This is a genomic window from Chryseobacterium sp. 2VB, from assembly GCF_005503635.1.
GTDB classification, from domain to species: Bacteria; Bacteroidota; Bacteroidia; order Flavobacteriales; family Weeksellaceae; genus Chryseobacterium; species Chryseobacterium cupriresistens.
Window position 1 is genome coordinate 421749 of record NZ_SCNC01000002.1, and the last position, 26052, is coordinate 447800.

Sequence of the window (26052 nt, forward strand, 5' to 3'; positions counted from 1 at the left end):
ATGTTGAAATCTGCACCTTCAATACTGTTTTTAAAAGCTTTTTTCATAACAGTTCTTTTATGTTCTGAAACTTTATCCTCCCAGAGCTTTAAACTTCTGCGGTATGACGAAAATTATGAATACCTGAAAGATTCCACAAAGAGCTTTTATGATAACATTAAATATCTCCCTCTCAATGAAAAGAAAGATATCTATCTCTCATGGGGTGGCGAGGCAAGGTATGAATATGTGGATTTCAACAACGAAGATTGGGGACGGCTTAATATAGGACACAACGACTTTTTCCTCCAACGCTATGACCTTCATGCAGACTGGCATTTCGGGAAAAACTTCAGAATATTTTCACAGATCAGAAGTGCTTTGCAAAATGGAAGAAAAAACGGTTCAAGAGGGATTGATGAAGACCAGCTGAGTATTCAGAATCTCTTTCTGGATGCAGGTTTGGTGAATAAGCAAGACCAGAAGCTGATAGTGAGACTGGGAAGACAGGAGCTGGACTACGGGTCCGGCAGATTAATTTCTGTAAGGGAAGGACCGAATGCAAGGTTGTCTTTTACAGGAGCTAAAATCATGTATTCCTATAAAAATGTTTCCGTAGATGCTTTCGCAATGATGGCAGACTCTGTCAATACCGGCGTTTTTGATAATACCATTTCAAAGCAGCTTAATCTTTGGGGGCTTTATTCCAAAATCATTATTCCTGAAGCCGGAAATCTGGATCTGTATTATCTCGGAATCCGTAGAGATGAATCTGTTTTTGAAGCTGGAACAGCAAGAGAAAAGCGCCACACAGTTGGTGGAAGACTCTGGAAATATGGCGGCGGATTTATCTATAACCTGGAAGCGGCCTATCAGTTCGGACGCTTTGGAAACGAAAAGATTAGTGCCTGGACGGGCTCTGTGGATGTAGGATATCTCTTTGAAAACTTCACATTCAAGCCAAGCATCAATCTGAGAAACGACTATATATCAGGAGATCATTGTAAAAATGACGGCAAGCTCAATACATTTAATCCTTTATATCCGAAAGGAGGGTATTTCGGCTTCAGCCCGCAGGTGGGACCCGTCAATTTAATTGATATTCACCCGTATATGACCCTTGATCTGACTTCCAGACTCAAAATGCAGATGGATGTTGTCTTCAACTGGCGATATTCCCTGAATGATGGCGTTTACCGGCCAAGCGGAGCATTGAACCGTCCCGGAAGCAGCTCAGATAAAAGGTATATCGGAACGGCTTATCTAACAAGCTTTACCTATAATTTCAACAAACATTTCTCTTTGGTGAGCGGACTTCAGTATTTCCACAAAGGACCTTTTATCGAAGATATCATTCAGGATGCCAAAAGCGGTGTTTTCTGGAATGTCCGGCTGGGATTCAAATTTTAATCATTACTAAATCATTTATTATGCAAAATTCAATTTCAAAATACATCAATTGGTCAAAAACACTCTTTACAGTATTGGTGTTGGCAACTGCGGGAACCCAATTCGTTTCAGCACAGGCTGCTGCAGAAAAAACAGCTATTGGAACCTCAAAAACATGGGGAACTGTTGACGGAATTTCCGTTGTAGGGCTGGTTCAGGGACCTTCTGCCGCCAAAGCACATTTACAGATCGCCTGTGTTTTCGAGTATACGGAAGGAGATATTTTTAATCCGCCGGCGCTTCCCAAAGAACTCAACGGCATGGTTCATCTGGATGAGGCTCTCAAAGGAATTATTACAGAAGTCCGTAAAAAAGGACAGTTCAAAGGACATGCCCTGGAAACCTTATTAATTAATCCTCCGAAAGGAAGCCTTGCCTCCGGAAAACTGCTGTTGATAGGCCTGGGGAACAGAAACTTTTTCGATGCCGGACTCATGAAAGAGGTAGGAAGTGTTGCGATGAGAGAAGCTTTGAAACTGCAGGTACATACCGCATCATTTGCCAGCGATATCAAAGATGCAGGAATTGATTCTCCGACAGCTCTGGTGGCAGAAAATGTGGTCTTGGGTGCCTTTGACGCCTATCGTGCCCAGTCTTATTTAAATACTCAGCATTTATCCGATAAAATGAAATTAAAAAAACTGATTCTATTGGCCGGGCCATCTTTTTTCACCGTTGCCGGAGGAGGAATTCAGGAAGCTATTTCGAAATTGAACACCAAATAATTAAAGATGAAAGCAGATCTTATCGTATACAGCGGAAAAATACGCACTTTCAATAAAGAAACTCCGGAAGTTTCTGCAGTAGCCATTAAAGACGGGAAGATTATCGCGGTTGGAAATGACGGACTGGCAGATCAGTTCGCAGATGAATCCACAGAACTGATTGATCTTAAAAAGAAAAGAGTAGTGCCGGGAATCAATGATTCTCACATTCACCTGATCCGTGGCGGATTGAATTACAACCTGGAATTAAGATGGGACGGAGTTCCGTCACTGGCCGATGCGCTCAGAATGTTAAAAGACCAGGTAAACCGTACGCCTTCCCCACAATGGGTACGTGTTGTGGGAGGGTGGTCCGAATTCCAGTTTGCAGAAAGAAGGATGCCTACTTTGGAGGAAATTAATGCCATTGCTCCGGAAACACCTGTTTTTATCCTGCATTTATACGACAGGGCTTTAATGAACAGGGCAGCATTGAAAGTTGTAGGATTTACTAAAGATACCCCGGCTCCGGCAGGCGGACATATTGAAAGAGATGCTAATGGTGAACCCACAGGACTGATTATTGCGACACCTAATGCCATGATCTTATATTCAACACTGGCAAAAGGCCCGAAGCTTTCCTACGACCACCAGCTGAATTCTACCAGACATTTTATGACAGAACTGAACCGCTTCGGAATTACCAGCGTCATTGATGCCGGCGGAGGATTCCAGAATTTTCCGGACGATTATCAGGTGGTGAACGAACTGAATGAGAAAAAACAGCTTACGGTAAGAATTGCCTATAATCTTTTTACCCAGAAACCACAGCATGAATTTGAAGATTTCAGCGATTGGATCGACACAGTAAAATTATATCAGGGCGATGATATGTACCGCCACAACGGGGCAGGAGAGATGCTCGTATTTTCGGCAGCCGATTTTGAAGATTTTCTTCAGCCAAGACCGGATCTGCCTGAAAACATGGAAGCAGATCTTGAAAAAGTGGTCCGTTTACTGGTAGAAAACCGCTGGCCATTCAGGCTTCATGCCACCTATAATGAAAGCATCACCCGGTTTTTAAATGTTTTTGAAAAAGTAAACCGCGATATTCCCTTCAATGGTCTTCCATGGATTTTTGATCATGCAGAAACCATTGATGAAAAAAATATTGAAAGAGTGAAAATGCTTGGCGGCGGAATCGCCATCCAGAGCAGAATGGCTTACCAGGGAGAATATTTTGCAGACCGTTATGGTTCTGGTGCCGCAGAAAGTACACCACCCGTAAAAAAAATGCTGGAAATGGGAGTTCCTGTAGGCGGAGGTTCGGATGCTACAAGAGTAAGCAGCTATAATCCTTGGGTTTCAATGTATTGGCTGACCGCAGGAAAAACCGTTGGCGGACTTCAATTGTATCATGAAACAAAGCTGGACAGAGCAACTGCATTGGAACTGTACACAAAAGGCAGCGCATGGTTCTCTCAGGAACAGCAGAAAAAAGGTGATATCAGAGTAGGAATGTTTGCTGATCTGGCCGTTCTTGATCAGGATTATTTCACGGTTGATGATGAAGAGATCAAAAATATTGAAGCGGAAATGACCATTGTAGACGGGAAAATAGTCTATGCCAAAGGAACATTCTCATCCTATGCACCACCATCTGTCCCTGTGCTTCCGGATTGGTCTCCAACGAATCTTTACAACGGATATTACCCTGCAAGCGGACATTTTCAGAGAGAAATCGAGAAAAATGCAAAACAGGATCTAAAAGCACCGCTGACCTCACAGATTCATAGCTGTGCAGGAAGCTGCGATATCCATCATCATAACCATAACCAGGCAAGAATGAGCAATGTGCCCGTTAATAATTACCACACATTCTGGGGAGCTTTAGGCTGTTCGTGCTTTGCTTTTTAACGATCAATATATATGGAAATTTTAAAACAGATCCTTTCATCAGATTTAGGTTCACCATTCAATGATGCCTCATTCCTAGTTTTCCGGGTACTCCTTGCGATTCAATTGTTCAGAGTGCACGGCTTAAAGAAATTCAGGCTGGAAAACGGACAAAGGGAAGTCATTCCAAACCCTCTGGGATTGCCTGATCAACTCAATGCCATAGTCGCTTCATTTGCTGATCTGGTGGTTCCGTTTCTGATTATTTCAGGATTGGGAACCAGGCTTGCCGTTTTACCGACCATCGGGGTAACGGCTATCGGATATTTTGTGGTTCACAGAAAAGATTCACTGGAAGTACGGGACGTTCCTTTTATGTATACGCTGTCCCTGTTACTGATTCTTGCATTGGGAGCAGGAAGATATTCACTTGATTATTACTTATTAAATATTTTATAAAATGAAAACTTCAATCGGAATTAAAAACGAAAATTTAGCAAAAGTTGCTGAAGTACTGGTTACCACTTTAGCAGACGAATTTGTATTGTATACCAAAACAAGAAAAGCACACTGGAATGTGGAAGGACCGGATTTTTACAATAAACACCTGTTTTTTGAAACACAATACGGACAGCTGGATGACATCATCGATGATCTGGCGGAAAGAATCAGGACGCTGGGGCATTATGCTCCGGCAACTTTAAGGGAATATCTTGCATTAACCCATTTGTCTGAGCATCACCTGGAATCGAACGACAGTCTGACTTACATCAGAGCACTTCTTTCCGACCACGAAAGCATCATCATTCATCTTCGTGAAAATATTGAAAATTTCGCTGTTGAATTCCGTGATTCAGGAACAAGCGATTATATCACAGGATTGCTGGAAACCCATGAGAAAATGGCCTGGATGCTCCGTTCACATTTAAAATAGAAAAATGGAAGTAAAACATAATATCGGCTTTGTCACCTTAATGTTAACCATGATTGCCGGATATTGCGATACCGTGACTTTTGTATCGGCAGATGCCCTTTTTTCGGCGCATGTTACGGGCAACTTTATTGTCTTTGCCTATCAGTTTGTGAAGGGATCTGATATGCATGCGTGGGTAAAGCTGCTTACGTTTCCGGTCTTTATTCTAGCGGTTATGGCAGGAGGGAGGATTGCCGGAAAAGTCATGAACCATTATACGCTGCTATTCTGGGAAGGAGCACTGCTTTTGTCGGCCGGAATGATTGTTGCCGTTTTCAGTTACTACGGAATGTTTTCAGAAGTCGTGATGTATACTATGGCTATGATTACCGTTTTTGCAATGGGGCTTCAGAATGCTTTCGGGAAGCTGTATGCAAAGGAAACCCATGGCCCGACTACCATGATGACAGGAAATGTAACCCAGGCTTCCCTGGATTTCGGAACACTCCTATCAAGCGGCTTTCACCACCCTGAAGCATGGGCAAGCCTGAAGAAACAGCTGATTACCATTCTTGGATTTCTGGTAGGTTGTTTTTTAGGAGCTTATGCAGGAAAACAATATGGGTTGGTAACACTGATTTTACCCGGACTGGCAATGATTATCTGTTATTTTTACCACCGTAAAAACTAGCACAGGACTATGGCAGATTACAGGATAATAGATTACCTTTAAAAAATGAATTTCGGCCTTTATTTTTTATCTAAAAATCTACTAAGGATAGTATTTTTTTCGTTGGTTTTGATGTTTTCATGCAGTGTAAAAGCACAGACCCAGGAAAATCCTGCACTGTTGAGAAAACAGATTTCCTCTTCCACCAATACTACTCAGAAAATCGCTTTATTGCTGCGTCTGAGTAACTATTATATTACTAAAAAAGGAGAGTTGAAAGCTGACCTCGACAGTGCCGCTATTCTGAACCTACAGGCAAAAGCACTCAATATGAAATCCGGGGATCCGTTGTCTGCCGGAAAAATCATATTTCTGGATGCCAAAATAGATAAAGAAAGAGGCCGTAAAACGATTGCTTTTTCCAACATGAAACAGGCGCTTTCTTATTTTGAAAAAAATCATTTTAAAGAGCAGGCCGGAGAAGCATACAATGAATTATCATATATGTATGACAATAAACCCGAATATTTTGATACTAAAATCAAACTGAAAGAAAAAGCATTGGAACTGTTTAAGAACTCAGGATCAAAACTGAATCAGGCAGGTGTTTTAAAAGATCTGGGTGAACTTTACTACATCAAGGAAAATGCTGATAAGGCTCTGGGATTGCTCAAACAATCCCTGTCTGTTTATCAGTCTGTGAAATTCAAAGAATTACAGAGCGTTTATAACCTTATCTCCCAGGTTGAAATTCAGAAGGCAGATTATGAGGAAGCACTCCGCTATGGTCTTCTGGCAGAAAAAACAGCCGAAAGTATGAATGATTATTCTTTGCAGATGTGCTCTATTTACAGCAATATCGGAATGGTGTATTATTACCTCCGTAAGAATGACGATGCCATGAAGTATTGGGAAAAATCACTGGCCACGGCAAAGAAAAACAAAGATAACGGCTATATAAGAACGGTAGCCAATAATATTTCTACAATGCTGATCAGGCAGAAAAAGTTTAAGCAGGCTATTACCATGATTCAGGAGTACAGAGAAAGGTATCCCATTGTTGATCAGAATTTTGAAATGTCGGAAAACTATATCCTTTTCAGCACCTACACTATTCTAAAGCAGTTTAACGAAGCGGAAGCCTACTACAAAAAACTGGTAGCCTATTATGGTGAAAATGCAGAAAAAAATAACCAGCAGGCCTCATTGCTGCGGAGCTTTGTTTTCTATCATTACCAGACCCGGAATTTTGATAAAATGTACCGTGAAGCCAGACTTTTTGATTCAATAGCCAAAAATAACGGAAATGATATGCTTCGCTCGGAAAACCATTTAATGTGGTTCAAAGCAGATTCCATACAGGGAAAATACCTTGACGCCATACAGCATTATCAGCTGTACAAAAAGCTTTCCGATTCCGTTTTTAACGGTGAAAAAAGCAAACAGATCAACAGCCTTAAAATTCAGTTTGAGACGGAGCAGAAGGATAAAAACATTCAGCTGCTGACCCAGAAAGCAAAACTGCAGGATATTAAAATTGCCAATGATACTTTTATCAGATATGTTTTCATCGGAAGTATTCTGGCGCTGATCCTTTTTGCTGCTTTGCTGTATAACCGTTCAAGATTAAAAAGCAATGCCAATAAAAACCTTGAACTGAAACGTAAGCAGATTGATGCACAGAATGAACAGCTGAAAAAATTACTTTCCGAGAAAGAATGGCTCTTAAAGGAAATCCATCACAGGGTTAAAAATAACCTGCAGATTGTGATCAGCCTGCTCAATACGCAGTCGGCTTATCTGGACAATGAAGATGCCCTGATGGCCATCCAGAACAGCCAGCACAGAATGCATGCCATGTCTCTTATCCATCAGAAACTTTATCAGTCTGATAATCTTTCAATGATTGACATGTCGTGGTATATTTACGAGCTGATTACCTATATCAAAGAATGTTATTCATCTGACAGGAAAATCAACTTTACAGTAGATACCGATAAAGTATTTCTTGATGTGGCACAGGCCGTTCCGATGGGATTGATCGTCAATGAAGCAGTCAATAATACCGTAAAATATGCATTTCCGGATGACCGGAAAGGGGAAGTTTTTGTTTCATTTAAAAATACCGGCGAAGATCTTTGTGAACTGATGATTTCAGATAATGGAGTAGGACTTCCCGAAGATTTCAATATCGAGGAAACAGAATCTTTGGGGATGAATCTGATGCGTGGACTTACCGATCAGCTGGACGGAACCTTCCATCTCGAAAATAAAGGGGGCTTAAAAGTCACCATTACCTTCAGAAAAAATACAGAAATAACTCCTTCAAATTAAAGGCTGATTATTATGAAAGAAAAAATATTAATTGTAGAAGATGAATTTATTGTAGCCAATGATCTGAAACTGATGCTGATGAAGGCCGGCTATCAGGTCACTGGAATTGCATCTTCAGTGGTTCAGGCCAGGAAACTGATTGCAGACAACAAGCCGGATTGGGTACTTCTTGATATCATCTTAAAAGGTGATCTTACAGGAATTGATCTCGCCTGGGAACTGCGTGAAATGCACCTGCCTTTTCTTTATATTTCAGCCAATACCAACCAATCTATCCTGGAAGCGGTGAAAGAAACACAGCCCTACGGATTTATGGTAAAACCCTTCCGGGAGCGTGATATGATTGTTATGCTTGATATTGCCAGATACCGCTATGACATGGAAAGAGGCTGTGAATTGTGTACTGATACCGGAAATAACGAAGTCATTGAAGGAATTATCGGAAAAAGCAAAGTACTTCAGGATGTCGTTGAGAAAATAAGGGTAGTGGCTCCTACAGATACGTCTGTTCTGGTGGTTGGGGAAAGCGGAACGGGAAAGGAAAAAGTGGCCCATTCCGTTCATGAGCTTTCAGAACGTAAAGCCCATCCTATTGTTGTGGTCAACTGTGCTGCACTGCCGCATGCGCTTATCGAATCCGAGCTTTTCGGACACGAAAAAGGAAGCTTTACCGGAGCCAATACATTGAGGATCGGAAAGTTTGAACAAGCCAACGGTGGAACCGTTTTCCTGGATGAAATAGGGGAGCTGCCACTGGATTCACAGGTTAAACTGCTGAGGGTTTTACAGGAAAAAGAAATCGAACGGCTCGGAGGAAATAATACGGTTAAAGTAAACGTAAGAATTGTGGCAGCGACCAACCGTTCTCTGGAAAAAGAAGTGGCGGAAGGAAGATTCAGGCTGGATCTGTATTACCGTTTGAATGTTTTCCCTATTGAACTGCCTCCGTTGAGAGAAAGAAAGGAAGATATTGTATTGCTGGCCCATTTTTTCCTGAATAAATATACCGCTGCTTCAAGAAGAAATATCACTTCTATCAGTGAAAAAGCACTGGAACAGCTGTTGAATTATCACTGGCCGGGAAATATCCGTGAACTGGAGCATCTTATTGAAAGAAGTGTTCTTCTGGCCAAAACTACGGAAATAGAACGTTTCGATCTGCCTGAAATTATTGAAAAACCTACAGAAACACAAGGGCCGCTGAAATCATTGGAAGATATGGAAAGAGATCACATCATGAATGCGCTTCAGACTTCCGGCGGAAAAGTTTCCGGGCCGGGCGGTGCTGCAGAGCTGTTGAAAATACAAGCTCAGACTTTATATTCCAAAATGAAAAAACTGGGAATTGACAAAGGCTATAAATAATTCAGGGGAAAGCTAGCCGGAGACCATATTTTCTTTCAATTTTTTAATAATTACTCTTCAAATAATTTGAGGGTAAAATTATTATGCCTTTACAATCATAAATCAATCAGGTAATTATGGAAAAAGAAACACTCAGAATAGAAGGATTCAGTGATGGTGTTTTTGCAATAGCCGTTACACTTTTGGTGCTGGATCTTCACTTTCCTGAAGAGAACTCAATACAGAACGGAAATGATCTGCTGGTCTTTCTGAAGAATCAATGGCCGGCATTTCTGGCATTTATCCTTTCATTTTTCAGCATTTTCATCATGTGGGTAAATCATCATAAGATCTTCAAACAGATCTACAGCCGGAATTCGGAAATTATGTTTGCGAATGGACTGATCCTTTTCCTTGTTTCAGCAGTTTCTTATCCTACCGCTTTGCTGGCAAGGTATTTTGACGGTGAAGCTTCTTCTGTTGTCGTGGGCCTCTATACCGGTATTTTTGTTCTGATCAATCTTGCTTACAATTTATTATGGTTTCTGGCTACCCGTAACAAAAAACTTTTACGTCCAGGTATTACCGATGCTGCTATAAAAAAGATCCATAATAATTACCTGTACGGGCTTCCTATTTATATTATTGCATTAATCCTGTCATTCTGGATTCCGGCAGTTTCCCTGATGATCATTTTAGGACTCTGGATTTTCTGGGCACTGTCTTCCGGGAAAATAGAAATGGGGCTTGACAAACATTATTCAGATCCCCTGAAATAGTGCTTTTTCTCTATTCCAAGTTTCTGCATTTTGGAAATAAGTGTTGTAGGTGGTAATCCCAGCAGTTTCGCCGCACCTGTTTCCCCGAAAATACGGCCGTTACATTTTTTGATTATTTTTAAAATATATTCCTTTTCAAATTGCTGCAATGTTTTAACCTGAAAATCCTGTTCTGCGTTTTGAGCGTTCATAACTTTCGGAAAATCCATTTCTCTGATGATATCTCCTTTTGCCGTCAGCATACTTCTTTCAATCATATTTTCCAGTTCACGGATATTACCCAGCCATGGATTGGCAATCATCATTTTTACTACGTTTTGAGAAAAACCATTAATCTTTTTGCCTGTTTTCGGGTATAATTTCTCCAGGAAATAGTCTGCCAGTAAAGGAATATCCTCTTTTCTTTCCCGCAAGGCAGGAAGATGGATAGGAAATACATTCAGCCTGTAAAAAAGATCACTTCTGAACCGACCTTCCGCCACTTCTTTTTCAAGATTCCTGTTGGTGGCCGTAATGATCCGCGCATTAACCTTTATTCTTTTGTTTCCCCCGATTCTTTCGATTTCTTTTTCCTGAAGAACCCGCAGAAGCCTCGCTTGTAATTCCAAAGGTAGTTCACCAATTTCATCGAGAAAAATAGTGCTGTTGTGAGCCTGCTCAAACTTTCCTTTTCTTTGTTCAGTTGCTCCTGTAAAGCTTCCTTTTTCATGACCAAAGAGTTCAGATTCTATTAAGTTGGCAGGAATAGCCGCACAGTTTATCCTGATCATCTTCTTTCCCGAAAATTCTGAAAGTTTATGAACCGCCTGTGCTATAAGTTCTTTTCCCGTACCCGTCTCTCCAAAGATAATCACGTTGGATTGTGATGGAGCTGCCTGCGATATCTTTTCGAAAATGAGCTGCATCGCTTCGCTTTGCCCCACAATTCCATGAAAGCCGTGTTCGCTTTTCTTTTCTTCTTCAACTTCTTTCGGGAAATTCCGAATATTTCCCTGAAATGTTTTCAATTGCTCCTGAACATCAATGTTATGAAGGGTAATGGAAAGCTGGGGAGAAATACCGTTTAAAATTCTTTCCGGAACAGTATCTCTTGAAATAAAGCTTTTGTAGAAAAGAAAGAGTACATTTTTACTTTCACTGACAGCTGGCAGTCCCAATCCGACAGCCATCCGCATCCCCGAATTTTTAGCTTTGGTAAAACAGGAAGGAAGGGGTGACAGTTCTTTAAGATCAAAAAGAAGAGGCTCCGCAGAATCAAGACAGTTTTTTACATACCTGTCAAGCTGTTGGTCTGTGGTATGATTCTGATTTTCAGTCCCGCTGCCTAATATTTCAATATTTCCTTTTACATCCCTGATCATCATACAATCATTGAATCCCAGTTCAGTTTTGAAAGATGTGTTGATAACAAGCTGAAGCTGTTTCTTATCTAAAATGGTAGACAACTCTTTGGTTAAACGGGAAATCATAAGCTGTTCTTTCTGCATTTCCTGCAGGCGTTTCATCATTTCTGCATTGGGATCAGAAGGCTTACTCATAGAAAATTCTTACTTGAAAGTTTAAAGATAGGAAAAATTGAAAAAGATCTGCATGTGAGTGGTTACAATACCTGAAATAAAAAAAGATGAACTAGTAAAGTTCATCTTCAATATATTGAAAAAGAGATTGTTTTTTAAGATCTGATAAATTCAAGAAGGTCTTTGTTGATGGTTGGATGCTCTGTAGTCGGCATACCGTGAGGGAATCCCGGATACGTGATCAGTTTTCCATTCTTTAATAATTTAATTGATTTTAATGCCGCATTGGCAATAGGAACGATCTGGTCATCTTCGCCATGCATCACCAGAACAGGAATGTCAACTGCTTTTAAGTCTTCGGTTAAATCGGTTTCTGAAAAAGCTTTGATCCCGTCATAATGAGCAACAATTCCACCCATCAGTCCCTGTCTCCACCAGTTTCTCTGTACTCCGTCCTTTACGTTTGCACCTTCTCTGTTGTAGCCGTAGAAAGGGAAAGTCAGATCATAATAAAACTGGTTTCTGTTGTTCATCGTCTGTTCTCTGATATTGTCGAAAACTTCCATAGGAACGCCGTCAGGATTATTCTCACTTTTCACCATTACCGGTGGAATGGCACTGATTAAAACCGCTTTCTTAGCTCTCCCGTTTGAATATTTGTTAACATAACGGATCACTTCACCACCACCTGTTGAATGTCCGATGTGTACAACATCTTTCAGGTCTAAAAATTCAACCAGCTCAGCGGCATCAGAAGCGTATTGTTCAATAGTATGATTATAAATATTCTGGCTGGAACGCCCGTGGCCTCTTCTGTCGTGGGTAACCACTCTGTAGCCTTTCTGTAAAAAGAAAATCACCTGTGCATCCCAATCGTCTGATGATAAAGGCCATCCGTGGTGAAACATTAATACCGGGCCTTGCCCCTGATCTTTGTAAAAAATTTCTGTTCCGTCTTTTAATGTTAATGTGCTCATTGTTGTTTATTTTTAATGTTATAAATTGATTTTGTTTAAATATTTTTCTGATTAATAGGCAGTATTTTCACGTACCAACTGGAAAAGGTCTTCTGCACCGCCATTGAATTTATTTCCATTAATGAAAAATGAAGGCGTTCCGTTGACTCCGCTGATGATGCCGCTTTCAAAGTCCGAGTCTACCTTTTCTGCCAATTCCTTCTTATGAATATCAACTTTGAACTGAGGGATATTTAATCCCAGTTTTTCTGCAAGCTTTAACGGAAGATCAGCATTCAGATATTCCTGGTTTTCATAAATGGCATCATGCATTTCCCAGAATTTTCCCTGCAAAGCTGCCGCTTCTGCCGCCAGTGCTGCCGTTCTTGCATACTGATGCATTTCTGACAGAGGAAAATTTCTGAATACAAATCTGATCTGATCTCCGAATTCTTTCATTAACTCTTTAAGAACCGGATAGGCTGCTCCGCAGTAAGGACATTGATAATCCCCGTATTCTACAATGACTAAGCTGGCATCTGAGCTGCCCTGAGTGTGGTCAGCATTGCTGACTGATGGTTTAAGTGACATAATTATTTCGTGTTAAGGTTTTCTAATGCTTCTAAAATTCCGTCTGCACCAGGATTGATTGCGGTGGGAGAGAGATAGCTCCATTCGATGAGGCCGTCTTTATTGATGACAAAAAGGGCTCTGTTGCATTCTCCTTCTTCGTCATTGTAAACACCATATTTCCTGGCTGTTTCTCCTTTGGCTTCAAAGTCTGCAAGCAGTGGAAAGTGCAGGTTTCTGGATTGTGAAAATGCCAGGTGGCACCATTTGCTGTCTACGGAAATTCCGAAAATCTCCGCATCATATTTTTTGAAATACTTCAGCATTTCGTTGTATAATGCCATCTGGTCACTGCACACCGGGCTCCAGTCTGCCGGGTAAAATGCAAGAATGACATTTCGTCCTCTGAATTCGGATAAGGTAATCTTCTGATCCGGGGTTGCAAATAATGTAAAATCAGGGGCAACCGTATTTTTTTCTAGCATAGGATTAATTTTTAAATGTTGGAATTGGTATTGTAAATGCACAGATGAGCAGTAAGGCTGCCGGAAACATCAACGTCCAGTTTCCTGAATAAGAGAGCAGGAAAGGAGCTGCTGAAGCACCCGAGAGAAAACCCATCCATAAGAATAACAAATGAAAAATATTCACTTTGTATTCCTTCCGCTCGTCTGCCTGATTACTCATGACAAACAGAGCTGCTGTTCTTGCCAGGCTGTTTAAAGTTCCTGTCACAAAATCAGTATTGATCTTTTGGTTACCCACCGAAGTGACAATGGTGTTCATCAGACCCATTGAGAAACCGATAACAGCTATAGACATTTCATTAGCAATATGCTCATAATAATCAGTCATACTGTAAAGGATCATGATGCCGGAGACAGTGTAGAAGATCATCTTTGTGCTTCTGAACTTCTTTGATAATGATAGACACGTTCCTGTATAAATCCCCGCCAGAAAAAAGATGATTACAATGACAGAACTGATGATAACACCATATTTTTCACTGAAAACTGCTGCACCTAACTGGGTCGTATTGCCGCTCATAAAAGAAACGTAGGTTTTCCACCGTATCAGTCCTGTAGCATCTGTATATCCTGCGATAAAAGCAAGGAATACTGCCAGTTTCTCCTGTGTTCTGACGGCCTTGTCAGGAAGCAGGATTTTTGTTTCCGGAAGCACAGGCGCTATTTTCTAGGTTTGATGAATACTTTCTTTTCCGGGAATTTTTCTATTTCTCCTTCCTTCAGTCCGAAATTGGTGATGACCACATCTTTCGGGTTTCCTGCCAGCCATTCGCTGATATCAATGGATTCATAGGTGCCGCTATTAAATCCGATCAATACTTTACAGACGGTATCTCCGGTATTTTTGATATAATGCCCGGCTCCCATAGGTACATAGCCTACATCACCGGCATTGAACTGTTCTGTGACAGATACTCCTTCCGCCAGGAATACCGACATTTCTGCCTGTCCGGATATAAAATACTGCCACTCATCGGCATTAGGATGCCAGTGCATTTCTCTTAAAGCTCCGGGCTGCAGCTCCAGTACAGAACCGGCCATTGTGGTGCTGATTGGAAATTCTTTACGGGTAACCAGTCTCTGCAGCCCTCCGCCAGGAATGATTCTAGGCTGTTGGGAATGCAGAGGATATCGGTGAAGGCTTGTCAGTTCAATGTCTGATTCCTCGGGACGGGCTGTGGCATTAATGGACAGTTCATCCGGAACAACTCCTGCTGCGAAGTAAACCTCTTTCTGTGGAAGTTCTGCTACTTCTTCAAGGCTTAGTCCTAAATTCTGTGCAACGATTTCAGGGGGCATACTTGACACAAAATCTGTAATGCTGAAGGTATGGTCTTCCGAAAAATTACCGTTGTCAAAAATCAGAATGAAATGACATTCCTCTGTTCCGGTAGCCTGGATGGAATGTCCGTAGCCTTTCGGGAAATACCATACGTCACCGGGTTCAAAATTATCGGTATAACTCTGTCCGTCCGGATGGATAATCGTTGTACGTACCGTTCCTGAAATTACATACGCCCATTCTGCGGCATTGGCATGCCAGTGAAGTTCTCTCATGCTTCCGGGCTGTAATCTCATAGAAACTCCGGCAATACCTACAGAAGCAGGGAATTCTTTTACGGAAGCACCTCTTGTTGTACCGCCGTCATTGGTACGCGGTTCTTTTTTTTCTAATTCGTATCTGAAACTTAACGATGATGGATTCATGGTATTATTTTTTTGTGATTAATGCTCTTTGTTTTTGCTATTGTAAAGCTACTTCTGAATTTTACTTTTTCTTGATGTCATTCGGTGAAAAGGCAAAATGAGTCGTTGAGAATATGAAGGGCTTGCTACTTTCTTAAAAAGGCTGGTTGTATTGCCCTGTCAGTGCTTTATTTTCAATGCTTTTTGCAAAGTTTGGTGTTTCCTCATGATTGTGGGCATCAGAAGCGGCCTGTCTTGATGCAGCAGCATCTGCAAGGTTGATCCCGTGTTCTTTCATATATTCAAACATTTCGGGGGTGGCTGTCGCATGAATTTCATTGGTATAAAGACAGGTGTTTTCATCAATCTTTGTCACTTTCAGTTCCCATAAGACCTGAACTTTTGTGCGCCCGTTTTGGGTAATTGAATCCGAGATGGAAAGCATGCGGCAGTAATCAGGACGGTGAATATCTGCAACATAATGCTGTACCATCAGTACATCTCCAATCGTTTCTACATTTAAAGACACTGGTTGGCCATCAAAAGTAACTGAAATAGCAGCTCCGATATGCTGGGTAGAGCAGCGTTGGTATTCGGCGTCCGGCAGATTAAGCAGCCAGTCTGCGATATTCACTTTTTTAATGGGTGCATGGATGATGGCACTTACGCTTGAATGAGATAGTGCGTTTTCGGGAGTTTGTAAGATTTCCATAGTTGTTGATTTTGATTGTTATGTTATTGATGATGTAAAGCTACAAATCGGCCGTTCTCATTTTTAATGCTGTTCGGTCAATAGGCGAAAACTGTCGTTGAATAAGCTGGTGGTGTTCAAATGGTAACAGGGTGAACACTATGAAAACAAAAAAATCACTGTGTGTTACAGTGATTGATAAATGATAATTTTTAAATAGGGTTATTGATACAGCCATTTTTTGATCAGCCTGGTATAATTGGGCATCACGGCAAACACCATCAGAAAAACGATGATTCCGGAATTGATGAATCCATCAGAATAATGATTGGGCGGAATATGTAAAAACCGTAAAAAAGGAATGATCAAAGCAGGAATAAGAACAGACAGCGGATAAATGGCAGACCAGGTTGCCAGAAACTGTTTCCAGCGTACCGGAACTTTATTCCCTTCATTTTCTGTAGTAAAAAGAAAATCAAGCCCGGATCTGATCTGGTAATGGTCGTTTTTCCTGAACAGTGGATTCGCTTTCTCAATAAGCTTTTTCCGGTTATCCGACTCCATCCAGCTTTTAAGATGATTAATCGTATCAAAACGGATAATGACAGTGTATACAAAAGTCAGATCGGGAATAGGACGAATAATCTGCAGATCAATAAAGCCTTCAGAATGTTTGGTGACAGGCACAATTTCGTCCAGCCATTTTTCATACTGTGATTGTTTTCCATCCAGAATATGATGGGTAATCACTACGGAGGCACCCTGATTTTCCATAACTGATTTTTTATGGGTTAATTTAATACGCTCTTTTATACTGCCACGGAATTTCTGTTTCAACACCTAATGCTCTGGCTGAATGCATGGCAAAATAAGGATCTCTAAGATGTTCCCGGGCGATAATCACCAGATCTGCATCTCCATTGGCAATGATATCATTGGCCTGTTCCGCTTCTGTAATCATTCCGACAGCTCCTGTCAGAATCCCGGTCTGTTCTTTAATCGCTTTTGCAAAAGGAACCTGATATCCCGGAAATACCTTATCCTTGCTTACATTGGTAAATCCGCCGCCGGATGCCGTAATGAAATCTACACCGTTTTCTTTTAGGATTTCCGAAAGTCTGATACTGTCTTCCAGAGTCCAGGCTTCATCCGATTCTATATAATCAACTGCAGAAATTCTTACGAACAGAGGCATTTCAGCAGGAATAACTTTCCTGATTTCCTGAACGGTTTCTACAAGAAAACGGATTCTGTTCTCAAAACTTCCGCCATATTCATCCTGTCTTTTGTTGATCACTGCGGAATAAAACTGATGGAATAAATAACCATGGCCTGCATGCAGTTCAATGGTATCAAAGCCTGCTTCAAGGGCACGAAGGGCTGCTTTAACGAATTTAGTCTTCAGTTCCTGGATCTCATCAATGGTGAGTTCTTCTGCAAAAACTCCGTTGAACTCATGAGCTGAGGAGGATTTTACGGTCCAGCCTCCTTCTTCCGGAGTGAGGGGTTTCATTCTTTCATTGGGATGTTTCAGGCTTCCTTTTCCTCCTGCATGCCAGAGTTGAACCCCTATTTTGGAGTCCTGTTCATGCACAAAATTTACGATGTTTTTCCAGGCATTTTTCTGTTCATCGTTCCAGATCCCTACATCGGATAATGTAGCCAGACCTTCTTCTGAAACAGCTGTACATTCGGTAAGAATCAATCCTGCACCGCCAACAGCCCTGCTTCCAAGGTGAACGAGATGCCAGTTGCCGGGAACTCCGTTTTTAGCGCTGTATTGCTGCATAGGAGATAGTACAATCCTGTTCTTTAAGGTAAGACTGCCAATGTGTATGGGTGAAAATAAATTCATTTTTTCTTATTTTTAAATTGTTTTTGAAAATGCTTCAGCTTCGGAAACTGCTTCTGTCAGAACTTTCTGTACTTCTGTTAGTATTTTTTGCAGATCAGAGCTTTCTGCTGATGCTGTTTCAAGAATATCAAGTTTTTCCTTTAACAGAGGATGTAATCCCATGATGGCAATGCTGGATTTCAGATCATGAGCCCACAGTTTCACCTCCTGAAAATCTTTGTTTTCGTAAGCCGTTGTCAGTTTCTGTAGATGATTGGGAATATTCTCAATAAACTGTTGAGTGACCATTTGTTCGAAGCTTTTGTCGCCACCGCTTACCGCCTGCATATAGGAGAGATCAATATACTGATAGTCAGATGACGGATTTTCGGTTTTCTTTTCGTTTTTATTATTTTCTTTAAAACCGAGTTTAGAAATCAGCATAAACAGCTCTTCTTCATTGACAGGCTTAGGAATATATTCGTTCATCCCACGGCTCAGGCATCTTTCTCTTTCCCCTGCCAGCGCATGGGCGGTCATTGCGATGATCGGAATATCCAGTCTGAGTTCTTCCCGTATTTTTTGGGTGGCAGCATATCCATCCATCTGCGGCATCTGTATATCCATTAAAACCAGGTCGCATGCATTGCTTTTGAGATAACTTACTCCTTCAAGACCATTCGATGCAATATGAAAATCAATATTCCACTGGGAGAGCAAATGTTTCATCAGGCTTTGATTGATCACATTATCATCAACCACCAGTACTTTCAGGGGCGTATTGGATTTATCTTTAAAATAGTGGGGATCAACAGCTGGAATGACTGTAAGCTGTTCCTCAGCAATTCCGTAAGGAATATAGAAATGAAATGTAGTTCCTTTGCCCTGTTCACTGCTTACTTCGATGTTTCCGTTTTGCAGTACAATCAGGCTTTTCACTATGGATAAACCTAATCCTGTTCCACCGTAATTTCTTGTCGTTGAATCTTCTCCCTGGTTGAATCTTTCGAAGATTTCAGTGAGCTTTTCTTTGTCAATTCCAATTCCCGTATCTGAAATTTTAAATCCCAGAACAGCTTCCTTCTCTGTTTGCTGTTTACTGTAGATTTCAACAGCAATATTTCCCTGATGGGTAAATTTTATGGCATTTCCGATGAGGTTCACTAAAATCTGGGTCAGTCTTGTGGCATCTCCCACCAATGTGTCAGGAATGGAAGGATCAATCGTACTGGATATGGTAAGTCCTTTTTCTCTCGCCCGTTCTGTAAAAAAAGTTTCTACGGAATTAACCAGTCCGTTGATGCTGAAAATTCCAGGGGTAATGCGCATCATCCCGGCTTCTATTTTGGATAAATCCAGAATGTCATTAATGATCGCCATCAGGTTTTCCCCGGAACGTTGTATTGAAGAAACAAATTCTGCTGAAGTTTCATCCAGTGGGCGTTTTTGCAGCAAATTGGTGAAACCGAGAATTCCGCTTAAAGGAGTTCTGATTTCGTGGCTCATATTGGCAAGGAAATTTTCTTTGGTCTGTGCTGCTACCAACGCTTTTTTCTCGGCAATATCAAGTTCGTTTATAAGTAACCTCTGGCGTTTGAACTGACGAAGAATGTGATATCCAACGACAGAACCTCCCAAAATCAGTAAGACCAATATTGAAATGTCATAAAATCTTGCTTTCTGCCCCATTTCCTCACTTTTCTGGCTGAGTTCAACCATATTCAGCTTTCTGCTTTCATATATTTTAGCCGTGATGCTGGTGATTTCATTAGAAATTTTTCGTGCACGCGGATTGGCAATCGAGGTATTATCGTCCATGTTTCCAACAGAAAGATAACGGTGCAGGAGTTTATCTTTGGTTGTTTTCTTTTCCATGGCAAGAACGCTTAATCTGTGAATCAGCTTTTCTTCCTCAGCATTTACATTGTCTTTGGAAAGAGAATCCAGGAAATTTTCAATCTGACTGATTTTTTGGTCGATGCCTTCAAGATGGGTGGTATCATTCGTTGCAATAGACGCCCTGATTCTGCTTTCCACTCCCAGAATATCACGGTCAATCTCCCGTAAATGATTGCTTGAACGCAATTCGCTCAGCAAGGTATTGTTATTCTGAATCAGCGCCTTGGTATTCCCTGCAGAATTGAGCTGAACAGCTATCAATAGGAGTGAGCCTGCAATAAATGTCAGGATAATAAAATAGCTGAATCGTTTGTTATCCATTACTGAAGATATATTTTTCATAAATAACGGTCTGATTTAAGATAAAAATTCCGGTGAAGAGCCGGGATTACTCCGGGCCCATTCAAAAATAGAGATCAAAAGATGGACAAACATGCCATATATCTGTCATGCTAAAAGACATTCATTCTGGTATTGAGTGCCTTACGGTACGCATCCGCTACGGGAATGAATTTGCCGTTGATCATAATACCGCCGTCCTGAAGGGTGTCAATTTTGCCTACAGAAACAATATAGGAACGGTGAACTCTTATAAAATGATCCTTGGGAAGACGTTCTTCGGCAGTTTTCATTTTACCGTGAATGGCAAACATCTTTTCTTTGGTGTAAAACTTTACATAATCACCCATGGCTTCTGCGTAGAAAATATCATCCAGTTTTAAGCGCCTTGTAATATTGGAATCCCTTACAAAAAGAAACTCATCCCTTGTGATTTCCACATTTTCTTTTCTGCTTTCAAGAATCGTCTGTGCCTTGCTTACAGCCTGCAGAAATCTTACCGGCATAATGGGCTTCAGAAGGTAATCTGCAATATTAAGCTCAAAGGCTTCCAGTGCATATTCCTTCTTTGAGGTCGTGAAAATGATGATGGTCTCTTTACCGGAAAGGGTTTTCGTGAGTTCAATTCCTGTCATTTCCGGCATTTCTATATCAAGAAATATCAGATCTACTGAATTGGACTGAAGATAATGATAAGCTTCTATGGCATTGGAAAACTCGCTGACAATGGAAAGATCCGGAACCTGTTTGGCGAGATGGGCTAATGTTGTTCTTGCAATATCATTATCATCCACGATTAAGGCTTTCATAGGTATAGTTGTTTATGATTCACACAAAGATAATTATAACTTTTTTATTTTATGTTATCTGAAATAGGAGCGGATCATCCAGGCCATTTCTTCATGAGCTTCCATCAGACCTGTAATGAAATCACTGGTACCATAATCTTTGTACTTTTCTGCAAATGGAGTGATGTTTCCACGGAGAAATTCAATGATGCTTTCATGGTCACTTAATAAATCTTTCATGTATCCGAGGCCATCGTTTGTTCTTTCACTGTATTCCGTTAAATGAGTCAGTTCCAGATAGATTTTCATAGTCGCCGGTGCATAATGTCCGATTTTACGCATTCTTTCTGCAACGCTGTCCATCAGTTCATCCAGTTGTTTGTACTGTTCTTCAAAGAAAATATGATTGGCGTGAAAGTTATCTCCGGTTACGTTCCAGTGGGCATTTCTTGTTTTGATGTAAAGCAGTGTTTCATCTGCTAATAGTTTTGCTAATTGTTCTGCAACAGCTTCTGTGTTTTTTTCTGTAATTCCGATTTTTGTTTTCATAATAATAAGATTTTAGTTGAGCATTATTGCTTTTTTCTGATGTAAAGGTCTGCAATAACGCAACAAAACGGCTTGGAATTTCGATGAACGGGCAGAATCAATCGGTGAAAAGCGGACAATTTCCACTTTCCATAAGTTTCAAAATAATATAGCACATAATTTTATCAACTGCAGAGATGCTTTCTTAAAAAATCAAGACTGCCTTCAGCCAGCTCCTGGGCATCATGAGGTGATTTCTGCCACAAAGAAACCTGTTCCTGCATTCCGGGAATTGAGGAACTGAAATTTTCAAGAACCAGATTCCCTTCAAAATTGATATTTTTCAATGCTGAGAAAAACTCTTCCCAGTTGACAGTTCCTTCTCCCAGCATACCCCGGTGGGATTCTGTAACATGAATATGCTTCAGCATTTTTCCGGAATTGATAATCGGATCATAGAAATTATTTTCCTCAATATTCATATGAAAGGTATCAAGGTGAAGGAAAAGATTATTTTTGCCTGTTTTCTTTATAAGTTCCAGGACATTTTCTGCCGTATTGCAAACATAGGATTCATAGCGGTTAATAGGCTCTATGGCAATATCGATACTTTTGGTTTGGGCGTAATCCGCCACATGGCACCACACATCAGCAATGATTTCTTTTTCGTTTTCTGTAAGTGGCTTTCCTGTAAAAACACCGATTCCGCCATGCAGGACACCAGCCAGAAGATGGGTTTCCAGTTCATATACTTTATCGATGGCTTTTTTGATAAGCTTTTCCGCTGCTTGGGGATAAAACGCAATGTGAGCATCTTTGGGAAGGTTCAGTGAGCATACTGCTTCCAGATGGTTGTCTTTCAGCTGCTTTTTTACGGTTTTGGCATCAAAATCCATTGATCCGGGCAGCAGAATTTCGATCAGATCAAAGCCAGCCTGAGCCGTTTTTTCTATCGCATATTTTCCAGATTCCGCATTCCATAGCGGTGTGATCCAGGAGAGTAGGGAAGCCCCTAACTTTATATTCATCATATTTTTTTATTTAATTTAAAAAATCCACCATTCTGTTCGTATTCCGAAATAAGTCCCGTATCTTTTGGCTCCTGACTGCTGTAAAAACGGTGAGTAAAGACTGTTCATAGCCTCATCATTATACCTTGATACTTCTGCAATAAAACGGATGTGGGGTCTTGCCCAGACGCTTCTTTCAGCGGTAGGTACGATGGTAGGAGCCAAAACCAGCTTCATCATTGATGCTGCATCCTGGATTCCGTTTTTTCGTGTTGCATAGTGAAATTCAGAGAGAATATGAAACCAGTTGTTGTAATAATAAGTGGCTCTGATTCCCGTATTAAATTCTGTTTTTTTGTTGAAAATTTCACGGTTATAATAGTCCATCGCTTTATCAGTACTGGTTGATCCTCCCTTACTTTTGGTGAAAACGGCATAGGGATTAAGCGACCACCGGTTTGATATATTCCACAGGAAATGTTCAACAACCGTAAAAGAGTAAGCTCCTTTATACGTTTTTGTGACTTCATCAGGAGCTCCGTAGGTTCGCCAGGTCTGTGTATTACCATTATCTCCTCCATTGGCAATTCCTGTCCCGTATCTTACAGAAAGCTGATTGAATGAACCCCGAATTGTTGTTGGAATATCTGTATTTAATTTAGCTCCAAAAACCCAGCCCTGATCCGATGGATATTGCTCTACAGAATTTTCCCCTGATTTTTCTACATGATGAAATTCTGCCAGTAATTTCAGCTTTTGCTTTGTATTTTTAAATGGAAGGGTCTGCTCCAGGACAAAAACTTCTCTCTGCCTGTAGATCAGGTTTTTTGATCCGCTGATCACATTGGTGTAAGAATATGGAGTGGAGTTGCTGGCTGCAGTATCAATAGCTGCCGGGAAAAACATTGAAAACCTGGTGTTTTTATGTCTCAGACCCCAGCCGGTAGCCGAATGGTCATCAAAATAAAAATAATCTGCAATGTGAATGTCATCATATCTCAGCCATCTTGATCCCGCCCAGACATCCCAGTCACTTCCCATAATATTTCTTGCTTCTACAAATGCTTCTGGTAAGGCAACAATCATCCCCTGATTAGATTTTGAGTCTACATTTCCCAGAAAAGTCCCTCCTGAATAAAAGCTCAGTCTGGCCTGCATATCGATCTTTGTACTTTTTGTACTGTCACCGTTTATCACCGGGCTAAAATGGAAGGCTGGTAAGAAATCTACGTAATCTCCCTGATCCATTCTGCCACCTAAAGATCCCTGATTGTTCAGATTCAGCTGCCTTCCTGTTTTTCCATCGGCATTCGGAGAATAACCGGCTCCGATTCTTCCCGTTGTTCCGAAGGAAAATTTTTTATTGGCTATTGTGATCTGGGCATTGATTCCCCTGCCGGCGCATACAAATAAAATGCACCAGACTAATAAAAGCTTTGTTTTCATAGGGATTATTTAAGTGTTTTAGGCTTGTAGTACTTTAATGCAAATAATAAAATAACAACATAGCATAGAATAGGAAGCAGATAAGCATGTGCAATATCTTTTTCAGCAATTCTTCCCATGATCGGTGGAAAAACAGCTCCTCCAAACATGGCCATAACCAGGAATGAGGAAGCCTGCTGAACTTTAGATCCTAATCTTTTAAGCCCAAGACTGAATATGGTAGGATACATCACACTCAGGAACAGATTGAGCAAAATAAGGCTGACAAATGATACCCATCCGAAACTTTGGGAAATAATCAGGCACAGAACGATATTACATGTGGTAAAAATAGCCAGCAGTTTGTTGGGAGCAATGAATCTCATCAGGAAAGTTCCGATAAATCTTCCGATCATCATCATGGCCATACTTAAAGAAAAGTAATAGGAAGCCTGTATTTCCGGAAGGTGCATTTTTTCTACCCCGTAATTGATAAAATAAGCCCAGGTTCCGCCCTGTGCGGCAATATTAAAAAACTGGGCAATAACTGCAAATATAAAATGTCTCTGCTTGTAGAGCGGTGCATGAGGATCTGATACAGACTGGTCTTCTCCTTTTTCATTGTCTGAAATGATGATGTCTTCCGCATGAGGGTCTTTCAGATCAGGAACTCTGATAAAGCTGAAAATAATAGTAATCGCAAGAATGACAATCCCAATCCAGGTATAAAGATTTTTTACTGAATCCAGTGATCCAGATCCGGAATCAGGAGTTCCGAAAATAAAATATCCGCCTAAAAGAGGGCCGATAATAGCTCCCAATCCATTAAAAGACTGGGCAAAATTAACCCTCTGATCACTCGTCCTTTCATCCCCCAAAGCGGCTACAAAAGGATGGGCTACCGTTTCAAGGGTTGCCATTCCCATCGCAAGAACAAAAAGAGCTAGTCTGAAAAAGTTAAATGAGGAAGTGTCGGCGGCCGGAATAAACAGAAAGGCTCCCAGTGCAAACAATGAAAGACCCAGGATGACTCCTAATTTATAACCAAATCTTTTCATAAACAGACCTGCCGGAATGCCCATCAATGCATATGCCCCAAAAATGGAAAGCTGTACCAGCCCTGATTTGGACTTCGAAATGTGAAGAACGTTCTGGAAATGCTTATTCAGAACATCACCCATGGTAAGGGCAATAGCCCAGAAAAAGAATAAAGAGGTAACAAAGGACAGGATGATATAGTATTTCTTATCTGTAAATTTTGGAGTATTCATATCGTTGTTTTTAAGAGGTTTTACAGCTGTTTTTTTCTCTGAATGCCTTGAATTCTTCATAGGTATAATCCGGACATGCTCCTGATTTCGAAGTGATAAAGGCTCCCAGTGAAGTTGCCTGTTTCATGATCTCTTCCGGCGATTTTCCCTGAATTCTTTTAGACAGAAACCCGGCCAGAAAAGAATCCCCACTGCCCACAGTATCTGCAATTTCAATATGAACTGCCGGAAAATTATAGGCAGTATCCCCCACAAAATATCTGGCGCCTTTACTTCCTTTGGTAAGGACAATTTCATTCAGTTTGAAATAAGCCTGAAGATGTTTAATACTGGTATCTTCATCAATATAGCCTTCACCGAGATATTCAAGAATTGTTCTGAGCTCTGCCTTATTCATTTTAACAAGGTCAGATTTGTACAATAATTTTTTAATGAATTCAAAATCGATGAAAGGAGGGCGGAAATTAACATCAAAAACCCTGAACTTTGAATATTCCAAAAGTTGCAATAGTGTATTTTGGGAAGCTTCACTTCTTGTGATCAGACTTCCAAAAACAAATGCTTCCGAATTTTGAATCAGTTCTTTATGTTCCGGCAGAGGTTGGATATAGTCCCAGGCAACCTCCTTTACAATGTCATATACAGCTTCTCCATGCTCATCAAAATCAGCAATTACAGTTCCTGTAGCCTTTTCCTGGTCTACCTGGATGAAATCTGTTGTTATTCCCCAATCCTGAATTTGGTTTAGAAGACGGTGCCCTAATTCATCATTTCCTATACGGCTTAGCATTTTGGTGTCAATTCCCATTTTAAAAAGGTTGTAGGCAACATTAAATGGCGCACCGCCAGCTCTGGATCCGGAAGGGAAGATGTCCCACAGAACTTCTCCGAAACATACCACGTGATTTAATTTATTTTTTATCATAATTGCTTAAACGTTTAA

At 40.8% G+C, this 26052-nt stretch carries 25 protein-coding genes; 9 read left to right on the forward strand and 16 right to left on the reverse strand.

The genetic code is table 11. The features are described from left to right. The 9 genes from FFS26_RS03935 to FFS26_RS03975 all read left to right on the forward strand — a co-directional run bounded on the left by FFS26_RS03935 (window position 1) and on the right by FFS26_RS03975 (window position 10068). A complete protein-coding gene (locus FFS26_RS03935) occupies window positions 1-1389 on the forward strand; it encodes an alginate export family protein (RefSeq protein ID WP_110011830.1) in 1389 nt (462 codons plus the stop codon). Between the two features lie 20 nt (window positions 1390-1409). After that, window positions 1410-2153, forward strand: a complete 744-nt coding sequence (locus tag FFS26_RS03940) for a M17 family peptidase N-terminal domain-containing protein (RefSeq protein WP_110011829.1) — start codon at window positions 1410-1412, stop codon at window positions 2151-2153. 6 nt (window positions 2154-2159) lie between these two features. After that, the gene (locus tag FFS26_RS03945; RefSeq protein WP_137904346.1) at window positions 2160-4049 is read left to right on the forward strand and encodes an amidohydrolase; all 1890 of its coding nucleotides are present in this window, start codon (window positions 2160-2162) and stop codon (window positions 4047-4049) included. 12 nt (window positions 4050-4061) lie between these two features. Further along, the gene (locus tag FFS26_RS03950; RefSeq protein WP_137904347.1) at window positions 4062-4487 is read left to right on the forward strand and encodes a DoxX family protein; all 426 of its coding nucleotides are present in this window, start codon (window positions 4062-4064) and stop codon (window positions 4485-4487) included. Between the two features lies 1 nt (window position 4488). Next, window positions 4489-4962, forward strand: coding sequence for a Dps family protein (locus FFS26_RS03955; RefSeq protein WP_137904348.1), 474 nt, complete (start codon window positions 4489-4491; stop codon window positions 4960-4962). 4 nt (window positions 4963-4966) lie between these two features. Further along, complete coding sequence (locus FFS26_RS03960) at window positions 4967-5632, forward strand: YoaK family protein (protein WP_137904349.1); 666 nt, start codon at window positions 4967-4969, stop codon at window positions 5630-5632. Window positions 5633-5677: 45 nt separating this feature from the next. After that, on the forward strand, window positions 5678-7945 hold the full coding sequence (locus tag FFS26_RS03965) for a histidine kinase dimerization/phosphoacceptor domain -containing protein (RefSeq protein WP_110011824.1): 2268 nt from the start codon (window positions 5678-5680) through the stop codon (window positions 7943-7945). Between the two features lie 12 nt (window positions 7946-7957). Continuing rightward, window positions 7958-9310: a sigma-54-dependent transcriptional regulator gene (locus FFS26_RS03970; protein WP_110011823.1), complete on the forward strand. Its 1353-nt coding sequence runs from the start codon at window positions 7958-7960 to the stop codon at window positions 9308-9310. Between the two features lie 116 nt (window positions 9311-9426). Further along, the gene (locus FFS26_RS03975; protein ID WP_110011822.1) at window positions 9427-10068 is read left to right on the forward strand and encodes a TMEM175 family protein; all 642 of its coding nucleotides are present in this window, start codon (window positions 9427-9429) and stop codon (window positions 10066-10068) included. Here FFS26_RS03975 and FFS26_RS03980 read toward each other — a convergent pair. The 16 genes from FFS26_RS03980 to FFS26_RS04055 all read right to left on the reverse strand — a co-directional run bounded on the left by FFS26_RS03980 (window position 10047) and on the right by FFS26_RS04055 (window position 26034). Beyond that, window positions 10047-11606, reverse strand: coding sequence for a sigma-54 interaction domain-containing protein (locus FFS26_RS03980; protein ID WP_110011821.1), 1560 nt, complete (start codon window positions 11604-11606; stop codon window positions 10047-10049). The two genes, FFS26_RS03975 and FFS26_RS03980, sit on opposite strands and share 22 nt — an antisense overlap. Window positions 11607-11740: 134 nt before the next feature. Beyond that, window positions 11741-12562 (reverse strand): alpha/beta fold hydrolase, encoded by an 822-nt coding sequence (locus tag FFS26_RS03985; protein ID WP_137904350.1) that lies wholly within the window; start codon window positions 12560-12562, stop codon window positions 11741-11743. A 51-nt stretch (window positions 12563-12613) separates the two neighbouring features. Next, window positions 12614-13132, reverse strand: coding sequence for a DsbA family protein (locus FFS26_RS03990; protein WP_110011603.1), 519 nt, complete (start codon window positions 13130-13132; stop codon window positions 12614-12616). Window positions 13133-13134: 2 nt separating this feature from the next. After that, window positions 13135-13596, reverse strand: a complete 462-nt coding sequence (locus FFS26_RS03995; RefSeq protein WP_110011604.1) for a redoxin domain-containing protein — start codon at window positions 13594-13596, stop codon at window positions 13135-13137. Window positions 13597-13600: 4 nt separating this feature from the next. After that, the gene (locus FFS26_RS04000) at window positions 13601-14293 is read right to left on the reverse strand and encodes a YoaK family protein (protein WP_171006233.1); all 693 of its coding nucleotides are present in this window, start codon (window positions 14291-14293) and stop codon (window positions 13601-13603) included. Between the two features lie 5 nt (window positions 14294-14298). Continuing rightward, the gene (locus tag FFS26_RS04005; RefSeq protein ID WP_137904352.1) at window positions 14299-15345 is read right to left on the reverse strand and encodes a cupin domain-containing protein; all 1047 of its coding nucleotides are present in this window, start codon (window positions 15343-15345) and stop codon (window positions 14299-14301) included. Between the two features lie 133 nt (window positions 15346-15478). Continuing rightward, window positions 15479-16036 (reverse strand): hypothetical protein, encoded by a 558-nt coding sequence (locus tag FFS26_RS04010; RefSeq protein WP_137904353.1) that lies wholly within the window; start codon window positions 16034-16036, stop codon window positions 15479-15481. Between the two features lie 201 nt (window positions 16037-16237). Continuing rightward, complete coding sequence (locus FFS26_RS04015) at window positions 16238-16789, reverse strand: antibiotic biosynthesis monooxygenase (protein ID WP_228406588.1); 552 nt, start codon at window positions 16787-16789, stop codon at window positions 16238-16240. Between the two features lie 22 nt (window positions 16790-16811). Next, window positions 16812-17870 (reverse strand): NADH:flavin oxidoreductase/NADH oxidase, encoded by a 1059-nt coding sequence (locus FFS26_RS04020; RefSeq protein WP_110011609.1) that lies wholly within the window; start codon window positions 17868-17870, stop codon window positions 16812-16814. Window positions 17871-17882: 12 nt separating this feature from the next. Further along, window positions 17883-20090 (reverse strand): hybrid sensor histidine kinase/response regulator, encoded by a 2208-nt coding sequence (locus tag FFS26_RS04025; RefSeq protein WP_137904354.1) that lies wholly within the window; start codon window positions 20088-20090, stop codon window positions 17883-17885. Between the two features lie 110 nt (window positions 20091-20200). After that, entirely contained in the window at window positions 20201-20896 is a 696-nt protein-coding gene (locus FFS26_RS04030) for a LytR/AlgR family response regulator transcription factor (RefSeq protein ID WP_002978774.1), read from the reverse strand. A gap of 54 nt (window positions 20897-20950) precedes the next feature. Next, a complete protein-coding gene (locus tag FFS26_RS04035) occupies window positions 20951-21424 on the reverse strand; it encodes a Dps family protein (RefSeq protein WP_137904355.1) in 474 nt (157 codons plus the stop codon). A 164-nt stretch (window positions 21425-21588) separates the two neighbouring features. Further along, window positions 21589-22434 carry a sugar phosphate isomerase/epimerase family protein gene (locus tag FFS26_RS04040; RefSeq protein ID WP_228449385.1) on the reverse strand — a complete coding sequence of 282 codons (846 nt, stop codon included), beginning with the start codon at window positions 22432-22434 and terminating at the stop codon, window positions 21589-21591. A 15-nt stretch (window positions 22435-22449) separates the two neighbouring features. Further along, on the reverse strand, window positions 22450-23859 hold the full coding sequence (locus tag FFS26_RS04045) for a carbohydrate porin (protein WP_137904356.1): 1410 nt from the start codon (window positions 23857-23859) through the stop codon (window positions 22450-22452). Window positions 23860-23864: 5 nt separating this feature from the next. Further along, window positions 23865-25169, reverse strand: coding sequence for a sugar MFS transporter (locus tag FFS26_RS04050; protein ID WP_228449386.1), 1305 nt, complete (start codon window positions 25167-25169; stop codon window positions 23865-23867). Beyond that, complete coding sequence (locus FFS26_RS04055) at window positions 25120-26034, reverse strand: carbohydrate kinase family protein (protein ID WP_137904358.1); 915 nt, start codon at window positions 26032-26034, stop codon at window positions 25120-25122. Before FFS26_RS04055 ends, FFS26_RS04050 begins: the two co-directional genes overlap by 50 nt. Between the last annotated feature and the right edge of the window lie 18 nt (window positions 26035-26052).

Bases quoted from the DNA above. Each gene is read 5' to 3' on its own strand.
- FFS26_RS03935 (WP_110011830.1), top strand. From the start codon at position 1: ATGTTGAAATCTGCACCTTCAATACTGTTTTTAAAAGCTTTTTTCATA.
- FFS26_RS03940 (WP_110011829.1), top strand. From the start codon at position 1,410: ATGCAAAATTCAATTTCAAAATACATCAATTGGTCAAAAACACTCTTT.
- FFS26_RS03945 (WP_137904346.1), top strand. From the start codon at position 2,160: ATGAAAGCAGATCTTATCGTATACAGCGGAAAAATACGCACTTTCAAT.
- FFS26_RS03950 (WP_137904347.1), top strand. From the start codon at position 4,062: ATGGAAATTTTAAAACAGATCCTTTCATCAGATTTAGGTTCACCATTC.
- FFS26_RS03955 (WP_137904348.1), top strand. From the start codon at position 4,489: ATGAAAACTTCAATCGGAATTAAAAACGAAAATTTAGCAAAAGTTGCT.
- FFS26_RS03960 (WP_137904349.1), top strand. From the start codon at position 4,967: ATGGAAGTAAAACATAATATCGGCTTTGTCACCTTAATGTTAACCATG.
- FFS26_RS03965 (WP_110011824.1), top strand. From the start codon at position 5,678: ATGAATTTCGGCCTTTATTTTTTATCTAAAAATCTACTAAGGATAGTA.
- FFS26_RS03970 (WP_110011823.1), top strand. From the start codon at position 7,958: ATGAAAGAAAAAATATTAATTGTAGAAGATGAATTTATTGTAGCCAAT.
- FFS26_RS03975 (WP_110011822.1), top strand. From the start codon at position 9,427: ATGGAAAAAGAAACACTCAGAATAGAAGGATTCAGTGATGGTGTTTTT.
- FFS26_RS03980 (WP_110011821.1), bottom strand. From the start codon at position 11,606: ATGAGTAAGCCTTCTGATCCCAATGCAGAAATGATGAAACGCCTGCAG.
- FFS26_RS03985 (WP_137904350.1), bottom strand. From the start codon at position 12,562: ATGAGCACATTAACATTAAAAGACGGAACAGAAATTTTTTACAAAGAT.
- FFS26_RS03990 (WP_110011603.1), bottom strand. From the start codon at position 13,132: ATGTCACTTAAACCATCAGTCAGCAATGCTGACCACACTCAGGGCAGC.
- FFS26_RS03995 (WP_110011604.1), bottom strand. From the start codon at position 13,596: ATGCTAGAAAAAAATACGGTTGCCCCTGATTTTACATTATTTGCAACC.
- FFS26_RS04005 (WP_137904352.1), bottom strand. From the start codon at position 15,345: ATGAATCCATCATCGTTAAGTTTCAGATACGAATTAGAAAAAAAAGAA.
- FFS26_RS04010 (WP_137904353.1), bottom strand. From the start codon at position 16,036: ATGGAAATCTTACAAACTCCCGAAAACGCACTATCTCATTCAAGCGTA.
- FFS26_RS04015 (WP_228406588.1), bottom strand. From the start codon at position 16,789: ATGGAAAATCAGGGTGCCTCCGTAGTGATTACCCATCATATTCTGGAT.
- FFS26_RS04020 (WP_110011609.1), bottom strand. From the start codon at position 17,870: ATGAATTTATTTTCACCCATACACATTGGCAGTCTTACCTTAAAGAAC.
- FFS26_RS04025 (WP_137904354.1), bottom strand. From the start codon at position 20,090: ATGAAAAATATATCTTCAGTAATGGATAACAAACGATTCAGCTATTTT.
- FFS26_RS04030 (WP_002978774.1), bottom strand. From the start codon at position 20,896: ATGAAAGCCTTAATCGTGGATGATAATGATATTGCAAGAACAACATTA.
- FFS26_RS04035 (WP_137904355.1), bottom strand. From the start codon at position 21,424: ATGAAAACAAAAATCGGAATTACAGAAAAAAACACAGAAGCTGTTGCA.
- FFS26_RS04040 (WP_228449385.1), bottom strand. From the start codon at position 22,434: ATGATGAATATAAAGTTAGGGGCTTCCCTACTCTCCTGGATCACACCG.
- FFS26_RS04045 (WP_137904356.1), bottom strand. From the start codon at position 23,859: ATGAAAACAAAGCTTTTATTAGTCTGGTGCATTTTATTTGTATGCGCC.
- FFS26_RS04050 (WP_228449386.1), bottom strand. From the start codon at position 25,169: ATGAAGAATTCAAGGCATTCAGAGAAAAAAACAGCTGTAAAACCTCTT.
- FFS26_RS04055 (WP_137904358.1), bottom strand. From the start codon at position 26,034: ATGATAAAAAATAAATTAAATCACGTGGTATGTTTCGGAGAAGTTCTG.